This window comes from Stenotrophomonas sp. A3_2 (assembly GCF_036624925.1).
GTDB classification, from domain to species: domain Bacteria; phylum Pseudomonadota; class Gammaproteobacteria; order Xanthomonadales; family Xanthomonadaceae; genus Stenotrophomonas; species Stenotrophomonas hibiscicola.
Genome location: NZ_JAZKVY010000126.1, coordinates 1 through 25,010, shown reverse-complemented (window position 1 = coordinate 25,010; position 25,010 = coordinate 1). Strand labels below are relative to the sequence as shown.

Annotated in this window: 22 protein-coding genes and 3 tRNA genes; all 25 read right to left on the bottom strand. The window is 65.0% G+C overall.

Annotated features, from left to right (window positions below; translation table 11 throughout):
- Positions 1–59: 59 nt before the first annotated feature.
- A complete protein-coding gene (gene rpsO / locus R5H29_RS02640) occupies positions 60–320 on the bottom strand; it encodes a 30S ribosomal protein S15 (RefSeq protein ID WP_005417886.1) in 261 nt (86 codons plus the stop codon).
- Positions 321–494: 174 nt separating this feature from the next.
- Positions 495–1,394 carry a tRNA pseudouridine(55) synthase TruB gene (gene truB, locus R5H29_RS02635; protein WP_332328711.1) on the bottom strand — a complete coding sequence of 300 codons (900 nt, stop codon included), beginning with the start codon at positions 1,392–1,394 and terminating at the stop codon, positions 495–497.
- Positions 1,395–1,511: 117 nt separating this feature from the next.
- A complete protein-coding gene (gene rbfA, locus R5H29_RS02630) occupies positions 1,512–1,895 on the bottom strand; it encodes a 30S ribosome-binding factor RbfA (RefSeq protein WP_332328695.1) in 384 nt (127 codons plus the stop codon).
- Positions 1,896–2,100: 205 nt separating this feature from the next.
- Entirely contained in the window at positions 2,101–4,743 is a 2,643-nt protein-coding gene (gene infB, locus R5H29_RS02625; protein WP_171952896.1) for a translation initiation factor IF-2, read from the bottom strand.
- Positions 4,744–4,835: 92 nt separating this feature from the next.
- A complete protein-coding gene (gene nusA / locus R5H29_RS02620; RefSeq protein WP_019660577.1) occupies positions 4,836–6,347 on the bottom strand; it encodes a transcription termination factor NusA in 1,512 nt (503 codons plus the stop codon).
- A 4-nt stretch (positions 6,348–6,351) separates the two neighbouring features.
- Positions 6,352–6,942 carry a ribosome maturation factor RimP gene (gene rimP, locus R5H29_RS02615; protein WP_019660578.1) on the bottom strand — a complete coding sequence of 197 codons (591 nt, stop codon included), beginning with the start codon at positions 6,940–6,942 and terminating at the stop codon, positions 6,352–6,354.
- Positions 6,943–7,320: 378 nt separating this feature from the next.
- A tRNA-Met gene (locus tag R5H29_RS02610) sits at positions 7,321–7,397 on the bottom strand.
- 82 nt (positions 7,398–7,479) lie between these two features.
- Positions 7,480–7,556 (bottom strand) — tRNA-Met (locus R5H29_RS02605).
- Between the two features lie 127 nt (positions 7,557–7,683).
- On the bottom strand, positions 7,684–9,144 hold the full coding sequence (nuoN, locus tag R5H29_RS02600; RefSeq protein WP_332328694.1) for an NADH-quinone oxidoreductase subunit NuoN: 1,461 nt from the start codon (positions 9,142–9,144) through the stop codon (positions 7,684–7,686).
- 15 nt (positions 9,145–9,159) lie between these two features.
- Positions 9,160–10,668 carry an NADH-quinone oxidoreductase subunit M gene (locus R5H29_RS02595; protein WP_019660580.1) on the bottom strand — a complete coding sequence of 503 codons (1,509 nt, stop codon included), beginning with the start codon at positions 10,666–10,668 and terminating at the stop codon, positions 9,160–9,162.
- A 23-nt stretch (positions 10,669–10,691) separates the two neighbouring features.
- Positions 10,692–12,860 (bottom strand): NADH-quinone oxidoreductase subunit L, encoded by a 2,169-nt coding sequence (gene nuoL / locus R5H29_RS02590; protein WP_332328693.1) that lies wholly within the window; start codon positions 12,858–12,860, stop codon positions 10,692–10,694.
- A 7-nt stretch (positions 12,861–12,867) separates the two neighbouring features.
- A complete protein-coding gene (nuoK, locus tag R5H29_RS02585; RefSeq protein WP_005417921.1) occupies positions 12,868–13,173 on the bottom strand; it encodes an NADH-quinone oxidoreductase subunit NuoK in 306 nt (101 codons plus the stop codon).
- A complete protein-coding gene (locus R5H29_RS02580; protein ID WP_019660582.1) occupies positions 13,170–13,826 on the bottom strand; it encodes an NADH-quinone oxidoreductase subunit J in 657 nt (218 codons plus the stop codon). The genes nuoK and R5H29_RS02580 overlap by 4 nt, the downstream gene beginning before the upstream one ends.
- Before the next feature lie 9 nt (positions 13,827–13,835).
- The gene (gene nuoI / locus R5H29_RS02575) at positions 13,836–14,324 is read right to left on the bottom strand and encodes an NADH-quinone oxidoreductase subunit NuoI (protein WP_005410456.1); all 489 of its coding nucleotides are present in this window, start codon (positions 14,322–14,324) and stop codon (positions 13,836–13,838) included.
- A 4-nt stretch (positions 14,325–14,328) separates the two neighbouring features.
- On the bottom strand, positions 14,329–15,423 hold the full coding sequence (nuoH, locus tag R5H29_RS02570) for an NADH-quinone oxidoreductase subunit NuoH (RefSeq protein WP_021202065.1): 1,095 nt from the start codon (positions 15,421–15,423) through the stop codon (positions 14,329–14,331).
- Complete coding sequence (nuoG, locus tag R5H29_RS02565) at positions 15,420–17,654, bottom strand: NADH-quinone oxidoreductase subunit NuoG (RefSeq protein WP_332328692.1); 2,235 nt, start codon at positions 17,652–17,654, stop codon at positions 15,420–15,422. The genes nuoH and nuoG overlap by 4 nt, the downstream gene beginning before the upstream one ends.
- A complete protein-coding gene (gene nuoF, locus R5H29_RS02560) occupies positions 17,651–18,991 on the bottom strand; it encodes an NADH-quinone oxidoreductase subunit NuoF (RefSeq protein ID WP_332328691.1) in 1,341 nt (446 codons plus the stop codon). Before nuoF ends, nuoG begins: the two co-directional genes overlap by 4 nt.
- A gap of 4 nt (positions 18,992–18,995) precedes the next feature.
- Positions 18,996–19,523: an NADH-quinone oxidoreductase subunit NuoE gene (nuoE, locus tag R5H29_RS02555; RefSeq protein WP_014647867.1), complete on the bottom strand. Its 528-nt coding sequence runs from the start codon at positions 19,521–19,523 to the stop codon at positions 18,996–18,998.
- Between the two features lie 97 nt (positions 19,524–19,620).
- A complete protein-coding gene (locus tag R5H29_RS02550) occupies positions 19,621–20,928 on the bottom strand; it encodes an NADH-quinone oxidoreductase subunit D (RefSeq protein ID WP_005417935.1) in 1,308 nt (435 codons plus the stop codon).
- On the bottom strand, positions 20,925–21,674 hold the full coding sequence (locus R5H29_RS02545) for an NADH-quinone oxidoreductase subunit C (RefSeq protein ID WP_005410462.1): 750 nt from the start codon (positions 21,672–21,674) through the stop codon (positions 20,925–20,927). The genes R5H29_RS02550 and R5H29_RS02545 overlap by 4 nt, the downstream gene beginning before the upstream one ends.
- A 33-nt stretch (positions 21,675–21,707) precedes the next feature.
- Positions 21,708–22,262: an NADH-quinone oxidoreductase subunit B family protein gene (locus R5H29_RS02540; protein WP_005410463.1), complete on the bottom strand. Its 555-nt coding sequence runs from the start codon at positions 22,260–22,262 to the stop codon at positions 21,708–21,710.
- Positions 22,253–22,609 (bottom strand): NADH-quinone oxidoreductase subunit A, encoded by a 357-nt coding sequence (locus R5H29_RS02535; RefSeq protein WP_010486426.1) that lies wholly within the window; start codon positions 22,607–22,609, stop codon positions 22,253–22,255. The genes R5H29_RS02540 and R5H29_RS02535 overlap by 10 nt, the downstream gene beginning before the upstream one ends.
- Before the next feature lie 111 nt (positions 22,610–22,720).
- Positions 22,721–22,805, bottom strand: a tRNA-Leu gene (locus R5H29_RS02530).
- Positions 22,806–22,856: 51 nt separating this feature from the next.
- Positions 22,857–23,294, bottom strand: coding sequence for a preprotein translocase subunit SecG (gene secG, locus R5H29_RS02525; protein ID WP_019660586.1), 438 nt, complete (start codon positions 23,292–23,294; stop codon positions 22,857–22,859).
- 31 nt (positions 23,295–23,325) lie between these two features.
- Positions 23,326–24,081, bottom strand: a complete 756-nt coding sequence (tpiA, locus tag R5H29_RS02520; RefSeq protein ID WP_332328690.1) for a triose-phosphate isomerase — start codon at positions 24,079–24,081, stop codon at positions 23,326–23,328.
- Positions 24,082–25,010: the final 929 nt, after the last annotated feature.

The window sequence follows — 25,010 nt, the reverse complement described above, 5'->3', positions numbered from 1 at the left end:
GATTGCGGTACTACAAAACAAAACCGCGGCGCATCGCTGCGCCGCGGGGAATTCGTTGCTTAGCGACGCAGGCCAAGCTTCTCGATCAGGGCCTTGTAACGCTCGACGTCCTTCTTCTTCAGGTAGTCGAGCAGGCTGCGACGGCGGTTGACCATCTGCAGCAGGCCGCGGCGGCTGTGGTGGTCCTTCTTGTGGGTCTTGAAGTGGCCGGTCAGCAGTTCGATGCGGGCGGTCAGCAGGGCCACCTGGACTTCCGGGGAGCCGGTGTCAGCGGCGCTGCGCTTGTTGTCTTCAATGACCTTCTGGGTGTCGATCGACATTTCTTTTTTCTCTGTGATGCGTGGCCGGCAGGAACGCGCTTCGCGCACCGCCAGGCTCGCCGTGGACTACGAGGATGAAACCTGCACGAGGCAGGCTGCCGGAAAACGGCCGCGAAATTGTAACGGCCAGGGGCTTCCGGGACAAGGACCGGGGCTGAACCGCCCTGGCCCCGGTCAGAGGTTGAAACGACGCTGCGGAGCCAGCAGGCCACTGCCATCGACCTGGCCCAGCCCCTGGACAGCATCGCCCGGACCGAACACCGCCACCAGGCCGTGGGGCCAGGACGGGTCGCGCTGGCGCTGGCCGACGCAGAAGCGATGGGTCTGGTCGGCATCGAGATCGACCCGCGGGTATTCAGCCAGGCCGGCCGCCAGCGGCAGCAGCAGCGCATCCATGGCCGCCTCGTCGCCGGCCTCGGCCATCGCCCGCAGCTGGTCCAGGGTGACCATCGCCGGTTCGCGGAACGGCTCCACCCAGAGCCGGCGCAGCGCACTGATGTGTGCGCCACATCCCAGCGCCTCGCCCAGATCGCGGGCCAGGCTGCGGATGTAGGTGCCCGAACCGCAGGTCACGCGCAGCCGCAAGCGCTCAGGCTGCTGCCCCAACACGTCGATGGCGCGCACCTGCACCTCGCGTTCCGGCGCCTCGATGACGTCACCGCGGCGGGCCTTCATATACAGCGGCTCACCACCCTGCTTCAGTGCCGAATAGACCGGGGCACGCTGGCGGATGTTGCCGGTCAGCGGCGCCAACGCGGCCTGCAGGGCCTCGGCACCGATCGCCGGTACCGGGCGCTGCAGCAGCACCTGGCCCTCGGAATCGTCGGTATCGGTCGTCTGGCCGAGCACGATCTCGGCATCGTAGGCCTTGGCCGACCCCAGCAGCAGCCCAGCGATCTTGGTCGCCTCGCCGAAGCACAGCGGCAGCAGACCGGTGGCCAGCGGGTCGAGGCTGCCGGTGTGGCCGCCCTTCTCGGCACGGAACAGGCGACGGGCCACCTGCAGGGCGGCGTTGGAGCTCATGCCGGTCGACTTGTCGAGCAGCAGGATGCCATCCAGGCGGCGGAACTGAATTCGGGTCGTGACAGATACGGGTAGCGCCGGGCCATGCCCGGCGAGCGCGAAGCGCGGCCAGCGTCCGGCCTCGCACGGTCAGAATGAAAAGACGCCGGGCATGGGCCCGGCGCTGGCTTATTCTTCGTCGCTCTCGCGACGCTTCTCCGCGGCCAGCGTATCGGGCAGGTCGCGCAGGAGGTTGTCGATATGCTCGCCACGATCGACCGAGTCGTCGTAGTGGAAATGCAGCTCCGGCACATGGCGCAGCTTCATCGCCCGGGCCAGGTCCATGCGCAGGCGGTAGCCCAGTTCCTTCAGGCCGGCCACCGCTTCCGCCGAACGCTCCGGCATCAGCGCGGTGACGAAGACCTTGGCCTGAGCCATGTCGCGGGTGATTTCCACGTCGGACACGCTCACCGAGGGCAACCCGTGCTCGCGCACGGCGTTGTGCACCAGGGTGCCGAGTTCGCGGCGCAGCTGGGCAGAGACACGGTCGGTTCGATGGAAAGTCTTGGGCACGAGGAGCTCTTGGTTCAGTTGTCGCCCGACCAACGGTCGGGCGCTACCTTTGATTCGATTGTCGCCCGGCCAACGGTCGGGCGCTATCTTTGATTCGATTGTCGCCCGGCCAACGGTCGGGCGCTACATCTACCATGGTACCCGACCGTTGGTCGGGTTCTACATCACGGTAGGGCCCGACCGTTGGTCGGGCCGCCTTGCAGCATTACAGGGTGCGCGGCACTTCGATACGCTCGAAGCACTCGATCTGGTCACCCGGCTTGACGTCGTTGTAGGCCTTCACCGCGATACCGCATTCGGTACCGTTGCGGACTTCCTCGACGTTCTCCTTGAAGCGACGCAGCGATTCCAGCTCGCCCTCGAAGATCACCACGCTGTCGCGCAGCACGCGGATCGGCTTGTTGCGCTTGACCACGCCCTCGATGACCATCGAGCCGGCAACAGCGCCCAGCTTGGAGCTGCGGAAGACGTCGCGGACCTCGGCGATACCGATGATCTCTTCGCGGATCTCCACGCCCAGCAGGCCGGAGGCCACCTGCTTCACCTGATCGATCACGTCATAGATGATCGAGAAGTAACGCAGGTCCACGCCGTTGGATTCGATGATGCGACGGGCCGAAGCATCCGCACGCACGTTGAAGCCGATGACGGTGGCCTTCGAAGCGGCCGCCGAGTTGGCGTCCGACTCGGTGATGCCGCCCACGCCGGAGTGGATCACGTTGATGCGGATGTCGTCGTTGGACAGCGCGACCAGTGCCTGGCTCAGGGCCTGCACCGAACCCTGCACGTCGGCCTTGATGACCAGGTTGAGGACCTGCTGGCCCTCGCCCTTGCCCAGGGTCGCCATGATGTCTTCCATGCGGCTGCCCGCGGTGGCGACCAGGCGCGATTCACGGCGCTTGGTCTCACGCTGCTGGGCAACGTCCTTGGCCAAGCGCTCGTCCTCGACGACCACGAAGTCGTCACCGGCTTCCGGCACGCCGGACAGGCCCAGGACCTGCACCGGGATGGACGGGCCGGCGAACTCCGGCTGCTTGCCGGTTTCGTCGAACAGCGCACGCACGCGGCCGTACTGGATGCCGCACACCAGGTAGTCGCCCTTCTTCAGGCGACCCTGCTGCACCAGCACGGTGGCGACCGGGCCACGGCCCTTGTCCAGCGACGATTCGATCACCACGCCCGAGGCCCGGCCTTCGTCGACCGCCTTCAGTTCCAGCAGTTCGGCCTGGATCGAGATGGCGTCCAGCAGGTCGTCGATGCCCAGGCCGGTCTTGGCCGAGATCTCCACCATCTGGGTGTCACCACCGAAGTCCTCGGCCACGACCTGCTCGGACAGCAGTTCGTTCTTGACCCGCATCGGGTCGGCGTCGGACTTGTCGATCTTGTTGATCGCCACGATCAGCGGCACACCCGCCGAACGGGCGTGCTGGATCGCTTCCTTGGTCTGCGGCATGACGCCGTCATCGGCAGCAACGACCAGCACCACGATGTCGGTCAGCTTGGCGCCGCGCGCACGCATCGAGGTGAACGCCGCGTGGCCCGGGGTATCCAGGAAGCTGATCACGCCCTTGGGCGTATCCACGTGGTAGGCACCGATGTGCTGGGTGATGCCGCCGGCTTCGCCGGTGGCAACCTTGGTGCGGCGGATGTAATCCAGCAGCGAGGTCTTGCCGTGGTCGACGTGGCCCATGATGGTGACCACCGGCGGACGCTGGGTGGCTTCGCCCTGGTTTTCACCGGCCGAGGCCAGCAGCGCGTCTTCGGCGTCGTTGTCGTTGGCACGGATCGCCTTGTGGCCGAGTTCTTCGGTCACCAGCGCGGCGGTGTCATGGTCGATGGACTGGGTGATGGTGGCCATCACGCCCATCTTGAACAGCGCCTTCACCACCTCGCCACCCTTCAGCGCAAGCTTCTGCGCCAGGTCGGCCACGGTAATGGTGTCGCCGATCGCCACTTCACGCACCACCGGTGCGGTCGGACGTTCGAACGCGTGCGGGCCGGCGTTGTTGCCACTACGCGACATGTCGCGACGGCCACCGGCCTGGTTGCGGCCGCCCGGACGACCACGGGTGTTGCTGTTGTTGCTGTTGCCACGACGCGCACGATCGGCCGCAGACAGGTGCATCTGGCCGGCGAAACGATCACCCGGGCCACGCTCGTTGCGCGGCGCGCTGCGGTTGTTGCGGTCGTCGTTGCGCGGCGGCGGCGCACTGCGCGGCGCAGCCGGGGCTGTCGCCGGGGCGCGCGGCGGGCGCGGCGCGGTTTCGTCGATCGGAGCACGCTTGGGCTTGCTGGCAGCCAGCGTCTCGGCCGCCTTGGCGGCAGCCGCAGCCTCCTCGGCGGCCTTCTTCTCGGCCTCGGCGCGTTCCTTGGCGGCGGCCTCTTCCTCGCGGGCACGGACGATGGCTTCGTCGCGCAGACGATCCTTTTCGGCCAGCGCCTGCTGTTCGGCGAGGTTGCGCGCACGCGACTCTTCCAGCTTGCGCAGGATGTCGGCGCGCTCTTCGTCCGGCGTCATGGCGCGAGCACCATCCTTGACGTAGGTACGCTTCTGGCGCACCTCGACATTCACGGTCGTCTTGCTGCGACCGGAACTGACCGTCACTTCCTGCTGTTTCCGGCGGTTGAGCGTGATCTTCTTTGCAGACTGATCCGTCTCTTCCGGGGCCTGCTCGGGCTTGCCGTGCGAACGACGAAGGAAGCCCAGGAGCTTCACCTTCTCGGTACTGGTCACGACCTGGTCGGGACCGCTGAACTTCATGCCGGCACCGGCCAGCTGTTCCAGCAGTTTTTCGACCGGCGTGTTGACCAGTTCGGCAAGCTTGCGGATGGTGGTTTGCTGCGACATTCGGATCCTATGATCTTGTGGGCGCCCCCCCGCATCTGGAGGTGGCGCGGATTCTACGCCCTGAGCGGCTCAGGGCCCTGTTCATTGCCGGCTCATTCGCCGCGTTCCAGTCGGGCGATCTCCTCGGCACGCGCGGCCAGGATCAGCGCCGCAGCGCGCTCCTGGTCCAGCCCTTCAATGCCGAAGTCCATGACCTCGTCGGCGGCCAGGTCGGACAGGTCCTCGCTGGTACGCACGCCGTGGCCGGCCAGCGCATACGCGGTGGCTTCGTCCATGCCCTTCAGGGACAGCAGGTCCTGCGCCGGCTGGCCGTCTTCAAGGCCTTCCTCGACTGCCAGGGCCTCATTGAGCAGCGCATCGCGGGCACGAGCGCGCAGCTCTTCGACGATGTCTTCGTCGAAACCTTCCACGGCCAGCAGTTCGCCGACCGGGACATATGCGATTTCCTCGACGGTGCCGAAGCCTTCGCTGACCAGGATGCCGGCGATCTCTTCGTCCACTTCCAGCTTGTCCATGAACAGCTGGCGTGCGGCGGCCTGCTCGGCCTCCGACTTGGCGGTGACCTGGTCCTGGGTCATCACGTTGAGCTGCCAGCCGGTCAGGCGGCTGGCCAGGCGCACGTTCTGGCCGCCCTTGCCGATCGCCTGGGCGAGACGGTCTTCGGCAACGGCCAGGTCCATCGAGTGCTTGTCTTCATCGACGATGATCGACTGGACTTCGGCCGGCGCCATCGCATTGATGACGAAGTTGGCCGGATTGTCGTTCCACAGCACGATGTCCACGCGCTCGCCGTTGAGCTCGTTGGACACGGCCTGCACGCGCGAACCGCGCATGCCGATGCAGGCACCGATCGGATCGGTGCGCTGGTCGTGGGCCAGCACGGCGATCTTGGCGCGATCGCCCGGATCGCGCGCACAGGCCTTGATTTCCACCAGGCCCTGGCCGACTTCCGGCACTTCCAGCTTGAACAGCTCGATCATGAATTCCGGGGCGGCGCGGCTGATGAACAGCTGCGGACCACGCGGTTCCGAACGGACCTCGGCCAGGTAGCCGCGCACGCGGTCACCGGCGCGCAGCACGTCGCGCGGGATGCCCTTGTCCTTCGGAATGAAGCCTTCGGCGTTGCCACCGAGGTCGACATAGATGTTGCCACGCTCGGCGCGCTTGACCACGCCGGTGATCAACTCACCGACACGATCCTTCCACGCGTCCACGACCTGCTGGCGCTCGGCTTCGCGCACGCGCTGGACGATGACCTGCTTGGCGGCCTGGGCAGCAATGCGGCCGAAGTCCGGGTTCTCGATCTGTTCTTCGATGTAGTCGCCGACCTCGACGCCTTCGGCTTCGTCGACGGCATCCATCAGGCGGATCTGGCGGTCGGGCGACTCCATGACCACATCATCGGCCACCACTTCCCAGCGGCGGAAGGTTTCGTAGCTGCCATCCTTGTGGTCGATGACCACGCGGGTCAGCACTTCCTCGTCGGGATAGCGCTTCTTCGCTGCCGAGGCCAGAGCGGCCTCGATGGCATCGAAGATCACTTCACGCGGCACGCCCTTCTCGTTGGCGACTGCGTCGACTACCAGCAACAGTTCCTTGCTCATTGGCTCACTCCGCGCGCGGCTTCTTTGCCGCCGGCTCGTTGGAAGAAGAATTCGTGTTCGGCTTCGGACGCTTCGGTGCCGGACCGGTCGGCTTGCTCGGGGCCAGCCCCAGCGCCACCCAGTCGGGCATGATCCGTGCCTTGTCGATGTTGTCGGCCGACACCACCACTTCGGCCTTGTCGACGATGAAGGTGATGGTGCCCGCAGCCTCGTCGGTCGCCTCGATACGCCCCTGCAGGCGACGACGGTTGTCCTGCGGAAGCTTCAGCGTGACCTTGGCCGATTCACCCTGGTGGCGAGCGAACTGCTCCAGGTTGAACAACGGGCGATCCACGCCCGGCGAGGACACTTCCAGCGTGTAATTGCCGCTGATCGGGTCTTCGACGTCCAGCTGCGCCGACACTTCGCGGCTGACCCGCTCACAGTCGTCGACATTGATGATGCGCTCGGGCTGTTCAGCCAGTGGCACGTCGATGTAAAGGCGCAGGGTCGCACCGCCGGGGGCCGGCAGATACTCAACGCCCAGCAGCTCCAGGCCCAGCGACACAACGGTCGGGGCGAGCAGATTCGCGATGTCGGTTGCCTTGTCGCTCACAGCCTGCCTTGATCTCTTGGTTGGGTGCCGGCCTTGGCCAGCGTGAAAACATGACGCCCCGGAAACGACAAAGGGCCCGCTGGGCCCCTTTTCCGGAAAGACTCCGGTGACTGGATTCCGGTTGCAACCTGCATTGCCTGCCGGTCGCGGCCCTCCTTCCGGATCCGGACTCCCGCTGGGAGGCCGCCTTCAGGGGTACTGCTAGGCCGCTGATGATAGCGGCTGCACCGCGCTGGTGCAAGGTGCGGGGCTACCCCGAAGCGTCCGCTGCGCTCGCCGGGCTGGCCCGGCGCTACCACCGTGCGGCGTACGGGTAGCGCCGGGCCAGCCCAAAGAAAAACGCCTTCGAAGGAGGACTTCGAAGGCGATCTCTTTACTTGGTAGCGGGGGCAGGATTTGAACCTGCGACCTTCGGGTTATGAGCCCGACGAGCTGCCAGACTGCTCCACCCCGCATCAGGAGCGGAATTATGAGAGATTGCTTCGAAACATGCAAGCTTTCCCTCATTCATCAAATCGGTTGGCGCCGATCCGACGTTGGTAGCGGGGGCAGGATTTGAACCTGCGACCTTCGGGTTATGAGCCCGACGAGCTGCCAGACTGCTCCACCCCGCACCGGAAGTGTTTGAACTGCTGCCGTGCTCTTTCGAGGACGGCTACCGCAACGATGTTCTGGCTGAACCGCTGCAGTGACAACTCAGGCTGCGCATATTACACGAATCGCGCAGCTTTGTGTCAATTTTTATGCAAGATGCGCAAATGCCTGCTGGCACCAGACCATGATCGGGTTCCAGGCAAGGCCCAGCGCCAGCAGTGCCAGCGCGTTCACGCCCAGCACCAGGCCCAGCACGCGGTCGTTGCTGCGCGGCATGGCCTCGCCCACCGGCTCATCGAAGTACATGACCTTGATGACGCGCAGGTAGTAGAAGCAGCCCACCACGGCGCACAGCACGCCAAGGATGGCCAGCCACAGCAGGCCGCCGTTGACGGCCGCGCCCAGCACCGCCAGCTTGGTCCAGAACCCCAGGAACGGCGGGATGCCGGCCAGCGACGCCATGATGCACAGCACCAGGCCGGCCATCCACGGATTGCGGGCGTTGAGCCCCTTGAAGTCCTCGATGTTCTCGGCTTCGAAACCGGCGCGCGACAGGGCGATGATCGCACCGAAGGCAGCGGTCGACATGATGGCGTAGGCCAGTGCGTAGAACAGCGCGGCGGCATAGCCCTGCGCGCCGCCACCGGCGATGCCCATCAGCAGGAAGCCGATGTGCGAGACGGTGGAGAACGCCAGCATTCGCTTGAGGTTGCTCTGCGCGATGGCCATCAGGTTGCCGATGACCAGCGAGACTGCGGCCAGGCCGGCAATGAGCAGCTGCAGCTCGGTCGACAGCGACCCCACGCCCATTTCCAGCAGGCGGTAGGCCATGCCGAAGGCCGCCAGCTTCGGCGCCGAGCTGATGAACAGCGCGATCGGCGCCGGGGCACCCTGGTAGACGTCCGGCAGCCACATGTGGAACGGCGCGGCGCCCAGCTTGAAGGCGACGCCGGCGATCATGAACACCGCACCGGTGATCAGCAGCACGCGCTCTTCCGAGTGCGGGATGGCATCGCGGATGACGTCCAGGTGCAGGCTGCCGGTGGCGCCGTAGATCAGCGACATGCCGTACAGCAGCAGGCCCGAGGCCAGCGAGCCCAGCACGATGTACTTCATCGCCGCTTCCGAGGCCAGGCCGTTTTCACGGTTGCTGGCGACCAGGGCGTAGGAGCACAGCGCCAGCAGCTCCAGGCCCAGGTAGACCATCAGCAGGCTGCCGGCCGAGACCAGGATCATCATGCCGGCGGTACCGAACAGGATCAGCACCGGGATCTCGCCCTGGAACAGGTTGCGGTCACGCAGGTAGCGCCAGCCGTAGATCAGGGTCAGGCCGCTGAGCAGCACGATCCCGGTCTTCATCACGTCCGCGGCGGTATCGCGCACGAACATGCCATGGAAGACCTCCCCCTGCCCGCCCACGCCGGTGGCCAGCATGAACAGCACCACGGCCAGCGCAGCGAGCGCGAACAGGTGGGTGACGATCTTGTTCCGGTTGCTGACGAACAGGTCGAGGATCATCAGGGCGAAGGCGCTGCCGATCAGCACCAGCTCGGGAGCGAGCGGTGGCAGGTCAGCGGCGGTCAATGGCAGCAGCGGCGAGGTGGTCATCATCAAATCCTGGAATTACAGCAGCTTGCTGGATGCGATCTGCATCGCCAGCTTCGCGATCGAGGGCTCCATCAGGTCGGTCAGCGGCTTGGGGTAGATGCCCAGGGCCAGCACGCCGATGGCGAACACGCCCAGCACCAGCCATTCGCGGCCGTTGATGTCCTTCAGTTCGGCCACATGGCTGTTGGCCACTTCGCCGAAGAAGATGCGCTTGTACAGCCACAGGGTGTAGGCGGCGCCGATGATCAGGGTGGTGGCCGCGCCCAGGGCGATCCACGGATTACGCTGGAAGGCCGAGAGGATGACCATGAACTCGCCGACGAAACCGCTGGTACCCGGCAGGCCAGCATTGGCCATGAAGAACAGCATGGCGAAGGTGGCGAACCACGGCATCACGTTGACCACGCCGCCGTAATCGGCGATGCGGCGGCTGTGCATGCGGTCGTACAGCACGCCGACGCAGGAGAACATGGCGCCGGACACGAAGCCGTGCGAGATCATCTGCACCATGGCGCCCTGCAGGCCCAGGCGGGCGGCATCGGCGTTGCCGGCTTCACGCACCAGCCACAGGGCGATGAAGGTGCCGAGGGTGACAAAGCCCATGTGCGCGATCGACGAGTAGGCGATCAGCTTCTTCATGTCGTCCTGCACCAGGGCGACCAGGCCGACATAGATCACTGCGATCAGCGACAACGCGATCACCAGCCAGGCCCATTCCTGCGACGCGTCCGGAACGATCGGCAGGTTGAAGCGCAGGAAGCCGTAGCCACCGATCTTCAGGGCGATCGCGGCCAGGATCACCGAACCGGCGGTCGGCGCTTCCACGTGGGCATCCGGCAGCCAGGTGTGGACCGGGAACATCGGCACCTTGACCGCGAAGGCGATCAGGAAGGCGAAGAAGATCCAGGTCTGTTCCTTGGCCGACAGCGGCAGTGCGTACAGGTCGGCCAGCTGGAAGCTGCCGCCCTTCATGTACAGGTAGATCAGCGCCACCAGCATCAGCACCGAGCCGAGGAAGGTGTACAGGAAGAACTTCAGCGCGGCGTAGATGCGGCGCGGGCCGCCCCAGACACCGATGATCAGGAACATCGGAATCAGCATCGCTTCGAAGAACACGTAGAACAGCATCGCGTCCGTCGCAGCAAAGATGCCCACGGTGACGCCTTCCAGGATAAGGAAGGCCGCCACGTACTGGTTCACGCGCTTGTCGATGGCGCTCCAGGCGCCGATCAGGGCAAGCACGCTGACCAGGGTGGTCAGCAGGATCAGCGCCACGGCAATGCCGTCCACGCCCAGGTTGTAGCCGATCTTGTACGCCGGGATCCAGGCGTGGGTCTCGACGAACTGCAGACCGTCGACGCCCGCGTTGTAGCCGCTCAGCAGCGAGAGGCTCGCCACGAACGTCAGCACCGCTACGCCCAGCGACGCCCAGCGGGCGGTCTGCGCATCACGGATCGCAAGAATCAGGGCACCACCGATGATCGGCAGCCAGATGAGGACACTGAGTAGAGGCCAGTTCGACACGTCTTCTTATTCCGTACAGGTCATCAACGCAGGTAATGCATCAGCACGCCCAGCAGGGCAATCAGGCCGATGATCATCGCGAAGGCGTAGTGATAGAGGAAACCGGATTGGGTACGACGCAGCACGCCGGCTGCGACGTCCACAACACGTGCCGAGAGATTGACCACGCCGTCGACGATGTTGCTGTCGATCCAGCGCGAGACCTTGCCCAGCTTGACGCTGCCACCGGCAAAGCCATCGATCCACAGCTTGTCGAAGCCGTACTTGTTTTCCAGCACCGAAACCAGCGGAGCGAAGGTCTTGCGGGCCTTGCCCGACAGGTCCGGCTTCCACAGGTAGAACAGTGCGGCCAGCAGGAAGCCCGCAACGGTCAGCACGAACGCCGGCGCCATCATGCCGTGCAGCGCGAACGCGACCGGGCCATGGAACTCCTCGCCCAGGAAGCCGATGGTGTTCTTGGCCGGATCGTAGAAGTCCACGATGCCGGTGAAGAACGTATGCGCCTGTCCCTTGATGGCGTCGTGCGCGTGGTGGCCGGCCCAGTCGGTGCCATACAGCATCGGACCGATGCTGAAGAAGCCGATGGCGATCGAAGGGATGGCCAGCAGGATCAGCGGCAGGGTCACCACCCACGGGGTTTCGTGCGGCTCATGAGGACCGTGGCCATGGCCGTGGTCGTCGTGATGCGCATCGCCGTGGTGGGCGTCGGCGGCATGGGGCTCGTCATGGCCATGGCCATGCGCGTGGTCATCATGCGTGTCGCGGAATCGTTCCTTGCCATGGAAGGTCAGGAACAGCAGGCGGAAGCTGTAGAAGCTGGTGACGATCACGCCGCCCAGTACGGCCCAGTAGCCATAGGTGGCCACCCAGTTGTTGGACAGGTGCGCGTGCAGCTCGGCCGCCTCGATGATGGTGTCCTTCGAGTAGAAGCCGGAGAAGAACGGCGTACCCACCAGCGCCAGGGTACCGATCCACATGGTGATGAAGGTGATCGGCATGTACTTGCGCAGGCCGCCCATCTTGCGCATGTCCTGCTCGTGGTGCATCGCGATGATGACCGAGCCGGCGCCCAGGAACAGCAGGGCCTTGAAGAAGGCGTGGGTCATCAGGTGGAACACGGCGGCCGAATAGGCCGACACGCCCAGTGCAACCGTCATGTAGCCCAGCTGGGACAGCGTGGAATACGCGACGACGCGCTTGATGTCGTTCTGCACGATGCCGATCAGGCCGGTGAAGAACGCGGTGGTGGCACCGATGAACAGCACGAAGTTCAGCGCGGTCTGCGACAGCTCGAACAGCGGTGACATGCGGGTGACCATGAAGATACCGGCTGTCACCATCGTCGCGGCGTGGATCAGTGCCGAGATCGGGGTCGGGCCTTCCATCGAGTCCGGCAGCCACACATGCAGCGGGACCTGGGCCGACTTGCCCATGGCACCAATGAACAGGCAGATGCAGATGACGGTGGCGATCGACCAGATCACCGGCTCGTTCAGCAGCTGCATGCCCAGGATGGTGCCGTCCCAGATCTGCAGCTGGGCGCGCGGGTCAGCCAGCATGCCGGCCTGCGAGAACACCTGCGAGTAGTCCAGGGTGCCGAACACCCACAGCACGCCGGCGATGCCCAGCAGGAAGCCGAAGTCACCGACGCGGTTGACCAGGAACGCCTTCATGTTGGCGAAGATCGCGGTCGGGCGCTTGAACCAGAAGCCGATCAGCAGGTACGACACCAGGCCCACCGCTTCCCAGCCGAAGAACAGCTGCAGGAAATTGTTGCTCATCACCAGGGTGAGCATCGAGAAGGTGAACAGCGAGATGTAGCTGAAGAACCGCTGGTAGCCCGGGTCGTCCTGCATGTAGCCGATCGTGTAGATGTGGACCAGCAGCGACACGAAGGTCACCACCACCATCATCATCGCGGTCAGCTTGTCGACCATGAAGCCGACGTGCGCCGAATACTGGCCGACTTCAAAGAACGTGTAGATGTTCTGGTTGAACGGCTGCGCGCCGCCCCACATCAACTGGTAGAACGTGTACATCGACAGGCCGCAGGCCACCGCGACGCCGAGGATGGTGATGGTCTGCGCGCCGAAGCGCTTGACCTGGCGACCGAACAGGCCGGCGATGATGCTGCCGAACAGCGGTGCGAGCACCACTGCGATCAACAGACTCTTGGAGAGAGTGATTTCCATCTGTGGATCAGCCCTTCAACGAATCGACTTCGCCGACATTGATCGTGCGGCGGGTACGGAACAGGGTCACCAGGATCGCCAGGCCGATGGCGGCTTCCGCGGCGGCGACGGTCAGGATGAAGAACACGAACAGCTGGCCGGACGGATCGCCCAGCTGGCGCGAGAAGCCGACGAAGTTGATGTTCACCGACAGCAGCATCAGTTCGATCGACATCAGCAGGACGATGACGTTCTTCCGGTTGAGGAAGATGCCGGCCAGGCTGATGGCGAACAGCACCGCGCCAAGCGCAAGGATGTGGCCAAGGGTAATCACGGCTGGGTCTCCTCGCCGGTGGCCGGCTTGCTGTTGCTGTGCACGACCGGGGCCTCGGCACCCATCTTGACCATGCGCAGACGCTGGCCGGCCTTGACCATGGTCTGCTCACCCGGGTTCTGGCTCTTGACGCCGGTGCGGCGACGCAGGGTCAGCATCACGGCAGCAACCACGGCCACGGTCAGGATGACGGCGGCGAACTCGAACGGAAGCAGGTACTCGGTGAACAACGTGCGCGCCAGCCAGGTGATGTTGGACGTGTCGGCGGCGACCGCAGCGGCGTTGTCGGCCGGGAACGGCGTGGCCGAACGCGCCTTGACGCCGATCAGGATCAGCATCTGCACCAGCATCGCGACGGCGACGATGAGGCCGACCGGCAGGTAGCGCACCCAGCCCTCACGCAGCTTGGTGGGGTCGATGTCCAGCATCATCACCACGAACAGGAACAGCACCATCACCGCGCCGACGTAGACCAGCACCAGCGCCACACCGAGGAACTCGGCGCCCACCAGCAGCCACACGCAGGCAATGGAGAAGAAGGTCAGCACCAGGCAGAGCACGGCGTGAACCGGGTTGCGCACGCTGATCACCGCACCGGCCGAAACCGTTGCCGCGATGGCGAACACCCAGAAAGCGATATTTACCCAATCCATCTCTCGACCTCAGCGGTAAGCGGCATCGGCGGCACGACGCTCGGCGATCTCGTTTTCGAGACGGTCGCCCAGGGCCAGCAGCTGCGGCTTGGTAACGATGTTTTCGCCACGATTCTCGAAGTGGTACTCGAGGATGTGGGTTTCGACGATCGAGTCCACCGGGCAGCTTTCCTCGCAGAAGCCGCAGAAGATGCACTTGAACAGGTCGATGTCGTAGCGCGTGGTGCGGCGGGTTCCGTCCTCGCGCTTGGCCGAGTCGATGGTGATGGCCAGCGCCGGGCACACCGCTTCGCACAGCTTGCAGGCAATGCAGCGCTCTTCGCCGTTGGGGTAACGGCGCAGCGCGTGCAGGCCACGGAAGCGCGGCGACTGCGGGAACTTCTCCATCGGGTACATCATCGTGTACTTCGGCTTGAAGCTGTACTTCAGCGTCAGCCAGAGGCCCGCCAGCAGTTCGAGCAGCAGCAGGCTCTTGAAGTAATGGGTAATCCTGTTCATCACTTTAGACGCCCTTTTGAATCACGCCGAAGAACACCATGACGGCGGTAACCGCGATCCACAGAATGGCCAGCGGGATGAAGACCTTCCAGCCCAGGCGCATGATCTGGTCGTAGCGGAAGCGCGGGAAGCTGGCACGGAACCAGATGTAGGCACTGGCGAAGAAGAACACCTTGACGAACAACCACGGTGCACCGCCCTTCCAGATCCAGTCGACCAGCGGCGAGACATTGCCGAAATCGACCCAGCCCTGGACCGGGCTCAGCCAGCCGCCGAGGAAGAAGATCGAGATCAGGAAGCTGATCAGGATCATGTTCGCGTATTCGGCCAGGAAGAACAGGGCGAACGCGCCGCCGGAGTACTCGACCATGTGGCCGGCGACGATTTCCGATTCGCCTTCCACCACGTCGAACGGCGCGCGGTTGGTTTCAGCCACGCCCGACACCCAGTAGATGACGAACAGCGGGAACAAAGGCAGCAGGAACCAGTCGAAGAAGCCGGAACTGCCGGCCTGCGCCATCACGATGTTGCTCAGGTTCAGGCTGCCCGAGGCGATCATCACGCCGACCAGGGCAAAGCCCATGGCGATTTCGTAGCTGATCATCTGTGCCGAGGCGCGCATCGCACCCAGGAACGCGTACTTCGAGTTGGACGCCCAGCCGGCCAGGATGATGCCGTAGATGCCCAGCGAGGTCATCGCCAGCAGGTACAGCAGGCCGGCGTTGGCGTTGGACAGCACGATCTGCGAATCGAAGGGGACCACCGACCAGGCCGCGAAGGCCGGGGCCAGGGTGATCAGCGGGGCCAGCAGGTAGATCGCCTTGTTGGCGCTGCTCGGCTGGACCACTTCCTTGAACAGCAGCTTGAAGACGTCGGCGAAGGCCTGGAAGATGCCCATGCCCACATACATCGGGCCGTGGCGGACGTGCATCCAGCCGATCAGCTTGCGTTCCCAGACCACGTAGAAGGCCACCGAGATGATCACCGGAACGGCGATCACCAGGATCTTCAGGATGATCCAGATCAGCGCGCCGATGTCACCGAGGCCCAGCAGCCACTGGTGCAGCGGGTCGACCGCGTTCAACAGCAATTCGTTCATGCAGCCACCACCGATACGCGAGCGGCACCCAGCGGCGCGGTCGCGCCGTGGCCCGATTCAATCCAGACCGAACCCGCTGCGACGCGGGCGTCGACCACCACCGGCAGGGTGGCCTTGCCGGCATCGGTGCCGACCTTGGCCATCTGCCCTTCCTGCAGCTGCAGGCGAGCGGCATCTTCAGCGTTCAGCACGATGCGCGGGGCGTTGCTGAGCGGATGCGACTGCAGCGCCGGCGCGCGACGGACCACCGCATCGGTGCGGTAGATCGCGGCGGTCGAAGCCACTTCCAGGCCTTCACCGGCAACCGCCGGCTGTGCCGAAGCGGCAATACTGACCGACACAGGGGCCAGGCTGGCACGCAGTCCGGCCAGGTCGGTGAAGTCGAAACCGGCCAGCGCCATGTCGCCGCCCAGGGCGCGCAGCACGCGCCAGCCTTCACGGGCCTCGCCCGGCAGCTTGCCGCCGGCACGGGCCGACTGCTCGCGACCATCGAGGTTGGTAAGGGTGGCATCGATTTCCGGCAGCGCACCGATCGGCAGGATCACGTCTGCAACGTCGCGGGTCGAGGCGCAGGCGAAGTGGCTGAACGCCACCACCTGGGCACCCACCAGCGCCTTGCGCGCGGCCGGTGCATCGGCGAAGTCCAGGCCCGGCTCCAGCCCGTACACCACGTAGGCCTGGCGCGGCTGCGCCAGCATCGCGGCGACGTCCTTGCCGGCCGGCAGCACGCCGGCGCGGGTCAGGCCCACGGCGTTGGCGCCCTGCGGGATGCGGCACAGCTTGGCACCGGTCGCTGCGGCGAAGTCACGCGCCGCGGCGCGGATCGCGGCAGCCTGCGGGTGATTCTCGGCGATGCCACCGACGATCAGCACGGTGTTGTTGCCGCCCTGCACTGCCGAACGCAGCTCGCTGCTGGCCAGCGCATCGACGAACTTCGACGGTGCGACGATCTGCTTGCCGGCAATGCTGAAGGCAAAGTCGAAGTCCACCGGATTGATGACGTGGATCTTCGCGCCCTTGGTGGTCTGCGCCTTGCGCAGGCGGGCGTGCAGCAGCGGCAGTTCGTGGCGGATGTTGCTGCCCAGGACGACGATGCGGTCGGCGCCTTCGATCTCGGCCAGCGGCAGGCCGAACACTTCGGCGGTTGCGGCGTCGGAGAAATCGCGGTTGTCGATGCGGTGGTCGATGTTGCCCGAGCCCAGGCCCTTGGCCAGGCGGGCCAGCAGCGCACCCTCCTCGTTCGAGGTCGACGGATGCACCAGCACGCCCAGGTTGTCGCCCTGGTTCGCCTTGAGGATCCCGGCGGCTGCGGCCAGGCCTTCGGCCCAGCTCACTTCCTTCCACTCGCCATTGACCTTGCGCAGCGGCTTGACCGCGCGGTCTTCGCTGTACAGGCCCTGGTGCGAGTAGCGGTCGCGGTCGGACAGCCAGCACTCGTTCACCGCTTCGTTGTCGCGCGGCACGGTGCGCAGCACTTCGCCGCGACGCACGTGCAGGAACAGGTTCGAACCCATCGCGTCGTGGTAGCCCAGCGACTCGCGCGCGGTCAGCTCCCACGGGCGGGCGCGGAACTGGAACACCTTGTTGGTCAGCGCGCCGACCGGGCAGACGTCGACGACGTTGCCCGACAGCTCGGTGGTCAGCGGCTTGCCGTCGAAGGTGCCGATCTGCAGGTTCTCACCGCGGTACATGCCACCCAGTTCGTAGGTACCGGCAACGTCAGCGGTGAAGCGGACGCAGCGGGTGCACTGGATGCAACGGGTCATCTCGGTGGCCACCAGCGGCCCCATGTCCTCGTCCGGCACCACGCGCTTGCGCTCGTTGAAACGGCTGACTGAACGGCCATAGCCCAGCGATACGTCCTGCAGCTCGCACTCGCCGCCCTGATCGCAGATCGGGCAGTCCAGCGGATGGTTGATGAGCAGGAACTCCATCACCGAGCGCTGGAACTTCAGTGCCTTCTCACTGCGGGTGGCGACCTTCATGCCGTCCATCACCGGGGTAGCGCAGGCCGGCGCCGGCTTCGGCGACTTCTCCACGTCCACCAGGCACATGCGGCAGTTGGCGGCGATCGGCAGCTTCTCGTGGTAGCAGAAGCGCGGAATCGGAATGCCGGCCTTGTCGGCCGCCTGGATGATCATCGAACCCTTGGGCACGACCAGCGACTTGCCATCGATCTCGATGGTCACGTGGTCTGGTGGCACGTTCGGGTTTACGGGTTGCGCGCTCATGCGGCGGCTGCCTCCACCTTCTTGCCGTCAACCATCGAATGACCGTTGACGATGTAGTACTCGAATTCGTCCCAGAACTGGCGCAGGAAGCCCTGGATGGGCCATGCAGCCGCTTCACCGAACGCACAGATGGTGTGGCCTTCGATCTGGCCGGCCACCGCCTTCAGCTGGTGCAGGTCTTCCATCGTGGCCTTGCCGGCGACGATGCGCTCCAGCACGCGGTGCATCCAGCCGGTACCTTCACGGCACGGCGTGCACTGGCCGCACGATTCCTTGTGGAAGAACTGGCTGATGCGGCAGGCGAACTTGACGCAGCAGACGCTGTCGTCGAGCACCACGATGGCCCCCGAACCCAGGCCGGAGCCCAGCGCACGGATGGTGTCGTAGTCCATCGGCAGGCCCTTCAGCTCGGCCGCGGTCAGCACCGGCATCGACACGCCGCCCGGAATCGCGCCCTTGAGCTTGCGGCCCGGACGCAGGCCACCGGCCATTTCCAGCAGGTCGTCGAAGGTGGTGCCCAGCGGCACTTCAAAGTTGCCGCCGCTCTGCACGCAGCCGGACACCGAGAAGCACTTCGGGCCGCCGTTGGCGGTCAGGCTCAGGCCCTTGAACCACTCCGGGCCGTTGCGGATGATCGCCGGCACCGAACCGTAGGTTTCGGTGTTGTTGATCGTCGACGGCTTGCCGTAGAGGCCGAAGTTTGCCGGGAACGGCGGCTTGTAGCGCGGCTGGCCCTTCTTGCCTTCCAGCGATTCCATCAGCGCGGTTTCTTCACCGCAGATGTAGGCGCCGGCGCCCAACGCACCGTAGATGTCGATGTCCACGCCGCTGCCGAGGATGTTCTTGCCCAGCCAGCCGTTCGCATAGGCGTCGGCCAGGGCCTGCTCGAAGTGCTCGAACGGCTCGTGGTGGAATTCACCGCGCAGGTAGTTGTAGCCCACGGTCGAACCAGTGGCGTAGCAGGCGATCGCCATGCCCTCCACCACCGAGTGCGGGTTGTAGCGCAGGATGTCGCGGTCCTTGCAGGTGCCCGGCTCGGATTCGTCCGAGTTGCAGAGGATGTACTTCTGCATGTTGCCCTTGGGCATGAAGGACCACTTCAGGCCGGTCGGGAAGCCTGCGCCACCGCGGCCGCGCAGGCCCGAGGCCTTGACCATCTCGATGACCTGCTCCGGCGGGATCTTCTCTTCGAGGATCTTGCGCAGGGCGGCGTAACCACCGGTCTTCAGGTAGCTTTCGTACGACCACGGGGTGTCGTAATGCAGGGTGGTGTAGACCACCTGGTGCGGCAGCGGCGCGGGGCCGACCGGACCCTTGGATTCGTGGTGATGTGCCATGCCCTTACTCCAGCCCGTCCAGCAGCTCGTCGACCTTTTCCAGGGTCAGACGCTCATGGTAGTGACCGTTGATGACCATCATCGGTGCGCCGCCGCAGCCGGCCAGGCACTCTTCCTCGCGCTTGAGGTAGACGCGGCCATCCGGGGTCGATTCACCGTGCTTGATGCCCAGCTTCTTCTCGCAGTGGCGCACGATGTCTTCGGCGCCATTGAGCCAGCAGCTGATGTTGGTGCAGATGGCCACGTTGTTGCGGCCCACCTTCTCGGTCTCGAACATCGAGTAGAAGCTGGCGACCTCGTAGGCCCAGACCGGCGGCAGGTCCAGGTACTTGGCCACGGCGGCGATCAGCTCGTCGGTCAGCCAGCCCTGGTTCTGCTCCTGGGCCGCATGCAGGCCCTGCAGCACGGCAGAGCGCTTGCGATCCGGCGGGAACTTGGACAGCCAGTGATCGATGTGAGCGCGGGTCTTGTCGCTCAGCACCACCATCGGGTCGACGTCGCGCGCCGCCTCGAAATTACCTGTCGCCTTCATCGGCCGACCTCAGCGAAATGCATAACGTGAAATTCCAGAAACTGCGGCGCCGGCTTGCGCCGGCTGCCTGCAGCGGGCGTTGGCGTAGCGGACGGCATTACCGGTCAACCTCGCCGAACACCAGGTCGTAGGTACCGATCATCGCCACCACGTCGGCCAGCATGTGGCCGCGCACGACCGAATCGATCGAGGACAGGTGGGCGAAGCCCGGCGCGCGCAGGTGCACGCGGAACGGCTTGTTGGCGCCATCGGAGACCAAGTAGCAGCCGAACTCGCCCTTCGGGGCCTCCACCGCCGAGTAGGTCTCGCCGGCCGGTACGCAGTAGCCTTCGCTGAACAGCTTGAAGTGGTGGATCAGCGCTTCCATGTCGTCCTTCATGTCCTCGCGCCTGGGCGGAGCGACCTTGAAGTTCTTCACCATCACCGGGCCCGGGTTGGCCTTCAGCCACGCCACGCACTGCTTGATGATGCGGTTGGATTCGCGCATTTCGGCAACGCGGACCAGGTAGCGGTCGTAGCAGTCACCTTCCTTGCCCAGCGGGATGTCGAAATCGACGGCATCGTACTTGGCGTACGGACGCTTCTTGCGCAGGTCCCAGGCAATGCCCGAGCCGCGCAGCATCACGCCGGTCATGCCCCACTGATGGGCCAGCTCGGGAGTGACCACGCCGATGCCGACGGTACGCTGCTTCCAGATACGGTTGTCGGTCAGCAGGGTTTCGTATTCGTCGATGCGCTTGGGGAACTCGACGGTGAAGTTCTCCAGGAAGTCCAGCAGCGAGCCTTCGCGCGAAGCATTGAGCTGCTTCAGCGCCTTGCCCTTGTGCCAGCGCGATTCCTTGTACTTCGGCATGTGGTCCGGCAGGTCGCGGTAGACACCGCCCGGACGGTAGTACGCCGCGTGCATGCGCGCGCCGGAAACCGCTTCGTAGCAGTCCATCAGCTCTTCGCGTTCGCGGAAGGCGTACAGCATCACCGCCATCGCGCCCAGGTCGAGCGCGTTGGAGCCCAGCCACATCAGGTGGTTGAGGATGCGGGTGATTTCATCGTACATGGTGCGGATGTACTGGGCACGCTCCGGCGCCTCGATGCCCATCAGGGTCTCGATCGCGCGCACGTAGGCGTGCTCGTTGCACATCATCGACACGTAATCCAGGCGATCCATGTAGCCGATCGACTGGTTGAACGGCTTGGACTCGGCCAGCTTTTCGGTACCACGGTGCAGCAGACCCACGTGCGGGTCGGCGCGCATGATGGTTTCACCGTCCATTTCCAGGATCAGGCGCAGCACACCGTGAGCGGCCGGATGCTGCGGGCCGAAGTTCATGGTGTAGTTGCGGATTTCCTGCCGGCTTTCGGCGGCGTTGCTGGCGAACGCTTCGCCAGCCTGGTGTACGTGGCTCACTTCACTGCCTCCTGCGCGCGCTCACCTTCTGCGGTCTGCAGACGGGCGTCGTCGCGGATCACGCGCGGCACGCCGACACGCGGCTCCACCGAGGTGACCGGTTCGTAGATCACGCGCTTCTTTTCTTCGTCGTAGCGGACTTCAACATTGCCGATCAGCGGGAAATCCTTGCGGAACGGATGGCCGACGAAACCGTAGTCGGTCAGGATCCGGCGCAGGTCCGGGTGGCCTTCGAAGATCACGCCGTACAGATCGAACGCTTCGCGCTCGAACCAGTTCAGGCCCGGCCAGATGCCGGTCAGCGAGGACACCACCGGCAGCGCTTCGTCAGGGGCGAAGCAGCGCAGGTGCATCATCAGGTTGTGCTGGTACGAACGCAGCTGGGCGACCACGGCGAAGCGCTGGGTCGGCATGTGCTGCGGGCGGGCACCGTCGGCACCGTTTTCCTCGGTGGGGAACTCGCCCCACGCGAAGCGGCCCTGGGCCTTGCCTTCGACGCCACGGCTGAAGCCCTGCGAGGACACATCGGCGGTGTCCCACTCGTCGGAGCCGTAGCCGAGGTAGTCGACGCCGCACAGATCCACGGCCTGCTCGAAACCAAACTCGTCACGCAGCGCCAGGGCGGTGGCGTGCCACTCGGCGGCAGGCACTTCCAGCGTCACTTCGCCGCGGGGTTCGACCACGATGACCTTCGCACCAGCGAAACGTGCGGACAGTCGGTCGATGAAGGATGCTTGCTCTGCCATGGGGGCTTGGCGCGCTCTTGTCAGGTGAAGGGGTCAGCGGGCGATGGTCTGTGTACGCCAGATCTTCTTCTGCAGCTGCAGGATCCCGTACACCAGCGCCTCGGCGGTCGGCGGGCAGCCCGGGACGTAGACGTCCACCGGCACCACGCGATCACAGCCGCGCACCACAGAATAGGAGTAGTGGTAGTAGCCGCCACCGTTGGCGCAGCTACCCATCGAGATGACCCACTTCGGGTCCGGCATCTGGTCGTAGACCTTGCGCAGCGCCGGGGCCATCTTGTTGACCAGGGTGCCGGCCACGATCATCACGTCGGACTGACGCGGCGACGGGCGGAACACCACGCCGTAGCGGTCGAGGTCCAGGCGCGCGGCACCGGCGTGCATCATCTCGACGGCGCAGCAGGCCAGGCCAAAGGTCATCGGCCACATCGAGCCGGTGCGCGCCCAGTTCAGCAGTGCATCGACGCTGGTAGTGACGAAGCCCTTCTCCAGCAGCGGGTTGTCGCCTTCCGGCCGCAGGATGTCATCAACCCGGCCTTCCGGCGTGGGGTTGTTCATGAGGCCATCGAGAGTCTGAATCACTCCCATTCCAGCGCTCCCTTCTTCCAGACGTAAATGAAACCGAGGAACAGCATGCCGACGAACAGGCCCATGGTGATGAGCGAGCGGGCGCCCAGTTCCATGAAGACCTGGGTCCACGGCACGATGAAGATGATTTCCAGGTCGAAGACGATGAACTGGATCGCGATCAGGTAGTAGCGCACATCGAACTTCATGCGCGCGTCTTCGAAGGCCTCGAAGCCGCACTCGTACGGCGAGAGCTTTTCCAGATCGGGGCGGCGGGGACCGAGGAATCGACCAACCAGCATCAGCGTAACGCCGATACCGGTGGCAACGATCAGAAACAGCAGAGACGGCAAATATTCGGCCAGCACAGCGATTCTCTCTTGCCTCTGCCGCCGCGCCTGCAGGCGCTTTGGCATGGGGGAGTGGACGGGAATCTGCCTGGCGCCTTGCGCGCCAGACGAACCCGCTTTACTTACAAATGGTGCCCAAGAGGGGACTCGAACCCCTACGACTTGCGTCGCTACCACCTCAAGGTAGTGCGTCTACCAATTCCGCCACCTGGGCAAACGATCACATCAGACTATCTTCCCGATGCGCCGCGTATTGTAACCGGCTTCAGTGTTTCTGGGAGCCTTCCGAAGGCTTTTCTTCACCAGAAACCGAAGATTCCGCCTGAGCCGGCACATTCGCCGCCGGAACCGGGGCGGCCGGGACCGCATCGGCCTTCGGAACGGCCGGCAGTTCGCCCGCCGGAGCCGCCGGCGCGCTGGCCGCCGGGGCGGACATCAGGCCCAGATCCTGGTCGGCCGCCGGGCGGCTGCCGTGACCGGCATACCAGGCCATGAAGAGACTGATGCCGAAGAACACCACGGCCAGCCACTTGGTCGACTTGGACAGGAAGTTCGAGGCGCCGCGCGCACCGAACACCGTGCCCGAGGCACCAGCACCAAAGCCCGAACCTGCCGCCGCACCCGAGCCACGCTGCATCAGGATCAGCGCGATCATGGCCACAGCGACCAGCACGTAGACGACATTGAGGATCAACATCAGCATTGGAAACCGCCCTCGGACAATACTTCTAGGATTAGTTCGCGGCCGCCGCCCGTGCGATGGCCAGGAAGTCCGCGGCCACCAGGGAGGCGCCGCCGACCAGCCCACCATCGACATCCGGCTGCGCGAACAGTTCCCCGGCATTGTCGGGCTTCACGCTACCGCCGTAAACAATGGGCAGTGAATCAGCGATTCTAGCATCGATGCGCGCGACTTCGCCACGGATGAACGCGTGCACCTGCTGTGCCTGTTCCTTGCTGGCGGTACGGCCGGTACCGATGGCCCAGACCGGCTCGTAGGCGACCACAGCATTGGCGAAACCTGCCGCGCCCACCAGCTCCAGCACCGGCGCCAGCTGGCTGGCGATGACCGCTTCGGTCTGCCCGGCCTCGCGCTGTTCCAGGGTCTCGCCCACGCACAGCACCGGCACCAGGCCGGCGTGCTGGGCGGCGGCGAACTTGCGCGCGACCAGCTCGCTCCTCTCATGGTGGTACTGGCGGCGCTCGGAATGGCCGACCAGGCCATAGCGGGCCCCAACCTCGACCAGCATGGCCGCGCAGACCTCGCCGGTGTAGGCGCCCTTCTCGTTGCTGCTCACGTCCTGCGCGCCAAAGGCCAGGCCAGTCGCGCCGAAGTCCTCGACCAGCTCACCCAGGTACGGCAGCGGCGGCAGGATCACCACGTCCACGCCCTCCAGCGGAAGCCCGGCAGCCACCTGCCCCAGCAGTTCATTGGCGAATTGACGGCTGCCATGCAGCTTCCAGTTTCCGGCGACGATCTTGCGGCGCATGAGCGGGTGGCTCCTGTGTGAAGTCAGCCGAGCATGATACCCGCTGCGGCAAAAATCCGTTTCCTTGTAAGCGGTTACATGGATTTTCAGCCAACGGCGCAGCCCCTCGTGGCGGAGGGGGGGGGGCGGGGTTTGGTTGGTCGCGGAGAGCCCGGCTAGATCTGGGGCTTAGCCGGGCGGGTGGGACTGCGCAGGGGGCGCTGCAAGTACGTCCATGTAAGCTCGATCGCCGCATCCATGCGGCTCACGCCCCTGCGCAGCCCCACCCGCCCGGCCTTTGACACATTCCGGCGGTTCCGCCCGCCACGGAAAGAAAAAAAGAAGAGCAAGAGCAAAGGCAAAAGCTGCATCCCGGGTTGATGCTGGCTGGACCAACCCCCTACCCCACTTCGAACAGAGATATCTCATCCACGCAGGGCGTGGATCTACCGCGTCGACCAAGGTCGACACCCACCGGGAATCGCGATTTACCCACCGTCACCGGGAAGCTGTCGGGAACGGGGCGGTGTGGGTTGGCAGGACCGTTGGCGCCATGGGCCCGAGGCATGCCTCGGGCGGGTTGGGCAGGACGCCCAACCCCGGTCTTGCCGTGTGCGCAGGACAGCGCACACGAGCAAGGCGCCATCGAGCCCCCAGGGGTGAGGTCGCTTTGCTTGCGAAGCACTGCTTCGCAAGCGCCCGAACGCACAGCCGCCAGCGGCTGGGCCGGTCTTGGGGTTCACGGCGTGTCCTGCCAACCCACGCCGCCCCGCCCAACACGCAGAAACCCAGAGCCGCTTTGGCTTTGGGTTTGCCGGCCAGCGGCCGGCACTACCGCGGGTGCACGGTTCAACCATGCAAAGAAAAACGCCGCCCTACGGCCGCCTCCCGTGAAATTAATTCAGCTTGATAAACCGCCGGCCCAACGAGCGGTCACCGTGGGCGGTGAT

Bases quoted from the DNA above. Each gene is read 5' to 3' on its own strand.
- tpiA (WP_332328690.1), bottom strand. From the start codon at position 24,081: ATGCGCCGCAAGATCGTCGCCGGAAACTGGAAGCTGCATGGCAGCCGT.
- nuoE (WP_014647867.1), bottom strand. From the start codon at position 19,523: ATGAAGGCGACAGGTAATTTCGAGGCGGCGCGCGACGTCGACCCGATG.
- nuoI (WP_005410456.1), bottom strand. From the start codon at position 14,324: ATGAACAGGATTACCCATTACTTCAAGAGCCTGCTGCTGCTCGAACTG.
- R5H29_RS02580 (WP_019660582.1), bottom strand. From the start codon at position 13,826: ATGGATTGGGTAAATATCGCTTTCTGGGTGTTCGCCATCGCGGCAACG.
- nuoN (WP_332328694.1), bottom strand. From the start codon at position 9,144: ATGACCACCTCGCCGCTGCTGCCATTGACCGCCGCTGACCTGCCACCG.
- nuoG (WP_332328692.1), bottom strand. From the start codon at position 17,654: ATGAGCGCGCAACCCGTAAACCCGAACGTGCCACCAGACCACGTGACC.
- rpsO (WP_005417886.1), bottom strand. From the start codon at position 320: ATGTCGATCGACACCCAGAAGGTCATTGAAGACAACAAGCGCAGCGCC.
- R5H29_RS02540 (WP_005410463.1), bottom strand. From the start codon at position 22,262: ATGGGAGTGATTCAGACTCTCGATGGCCTCATGAACAACCCCACGCCG.
- nusA (WP_019660577.1), bottom strand. From the start codon at position 6,347: ATGAGCAAGGAACTGTTGCTGGTAGTCGACGCAGTCGCCAACGAGAAG.
- nuoL (WP_332328693.1), bottom strand. From the start codon at position 12,860: ATGGAAATCACTCTCTCCAAGAGTCTGTTGATCGCAGTGGTGCTCGCA.
- infB (WP_171952896.1), bottom strand. From the start codon at position 4,743: ATGTCGCAGCAAACCACCATCCGCAAGCTTGCCGAACTGGTCAACACG.
- nuoF (WP_332328691.1), bottom strand. From the start codon at position 18,991: ATGGCACATCACCACGAATCCAAGGGTCCGGTCGGCCCCGCGCCGCTG.
- R5H29_RS02545 (WP_005410462.1), bottom strand. From the start codon at position 21,674: ATGGCAGAGCAAGCATCCTTCATCGACCGACTGTCCGCACGTTTCGCT.
- nuoH (WP_021202065.1), bottom strand. From the start codon at position 15,423: ATGAACGAATTGCTGTTGAACGCGGTCGACCCGCTGCACCAGTGGCTG.
- secG (WP_019660586.1), bottom strand. From the start codon at position 23,294: ATGCTGATGTTGATCCTCAATGTCGTCTACGTGCTGGTCGCTGTGGCC.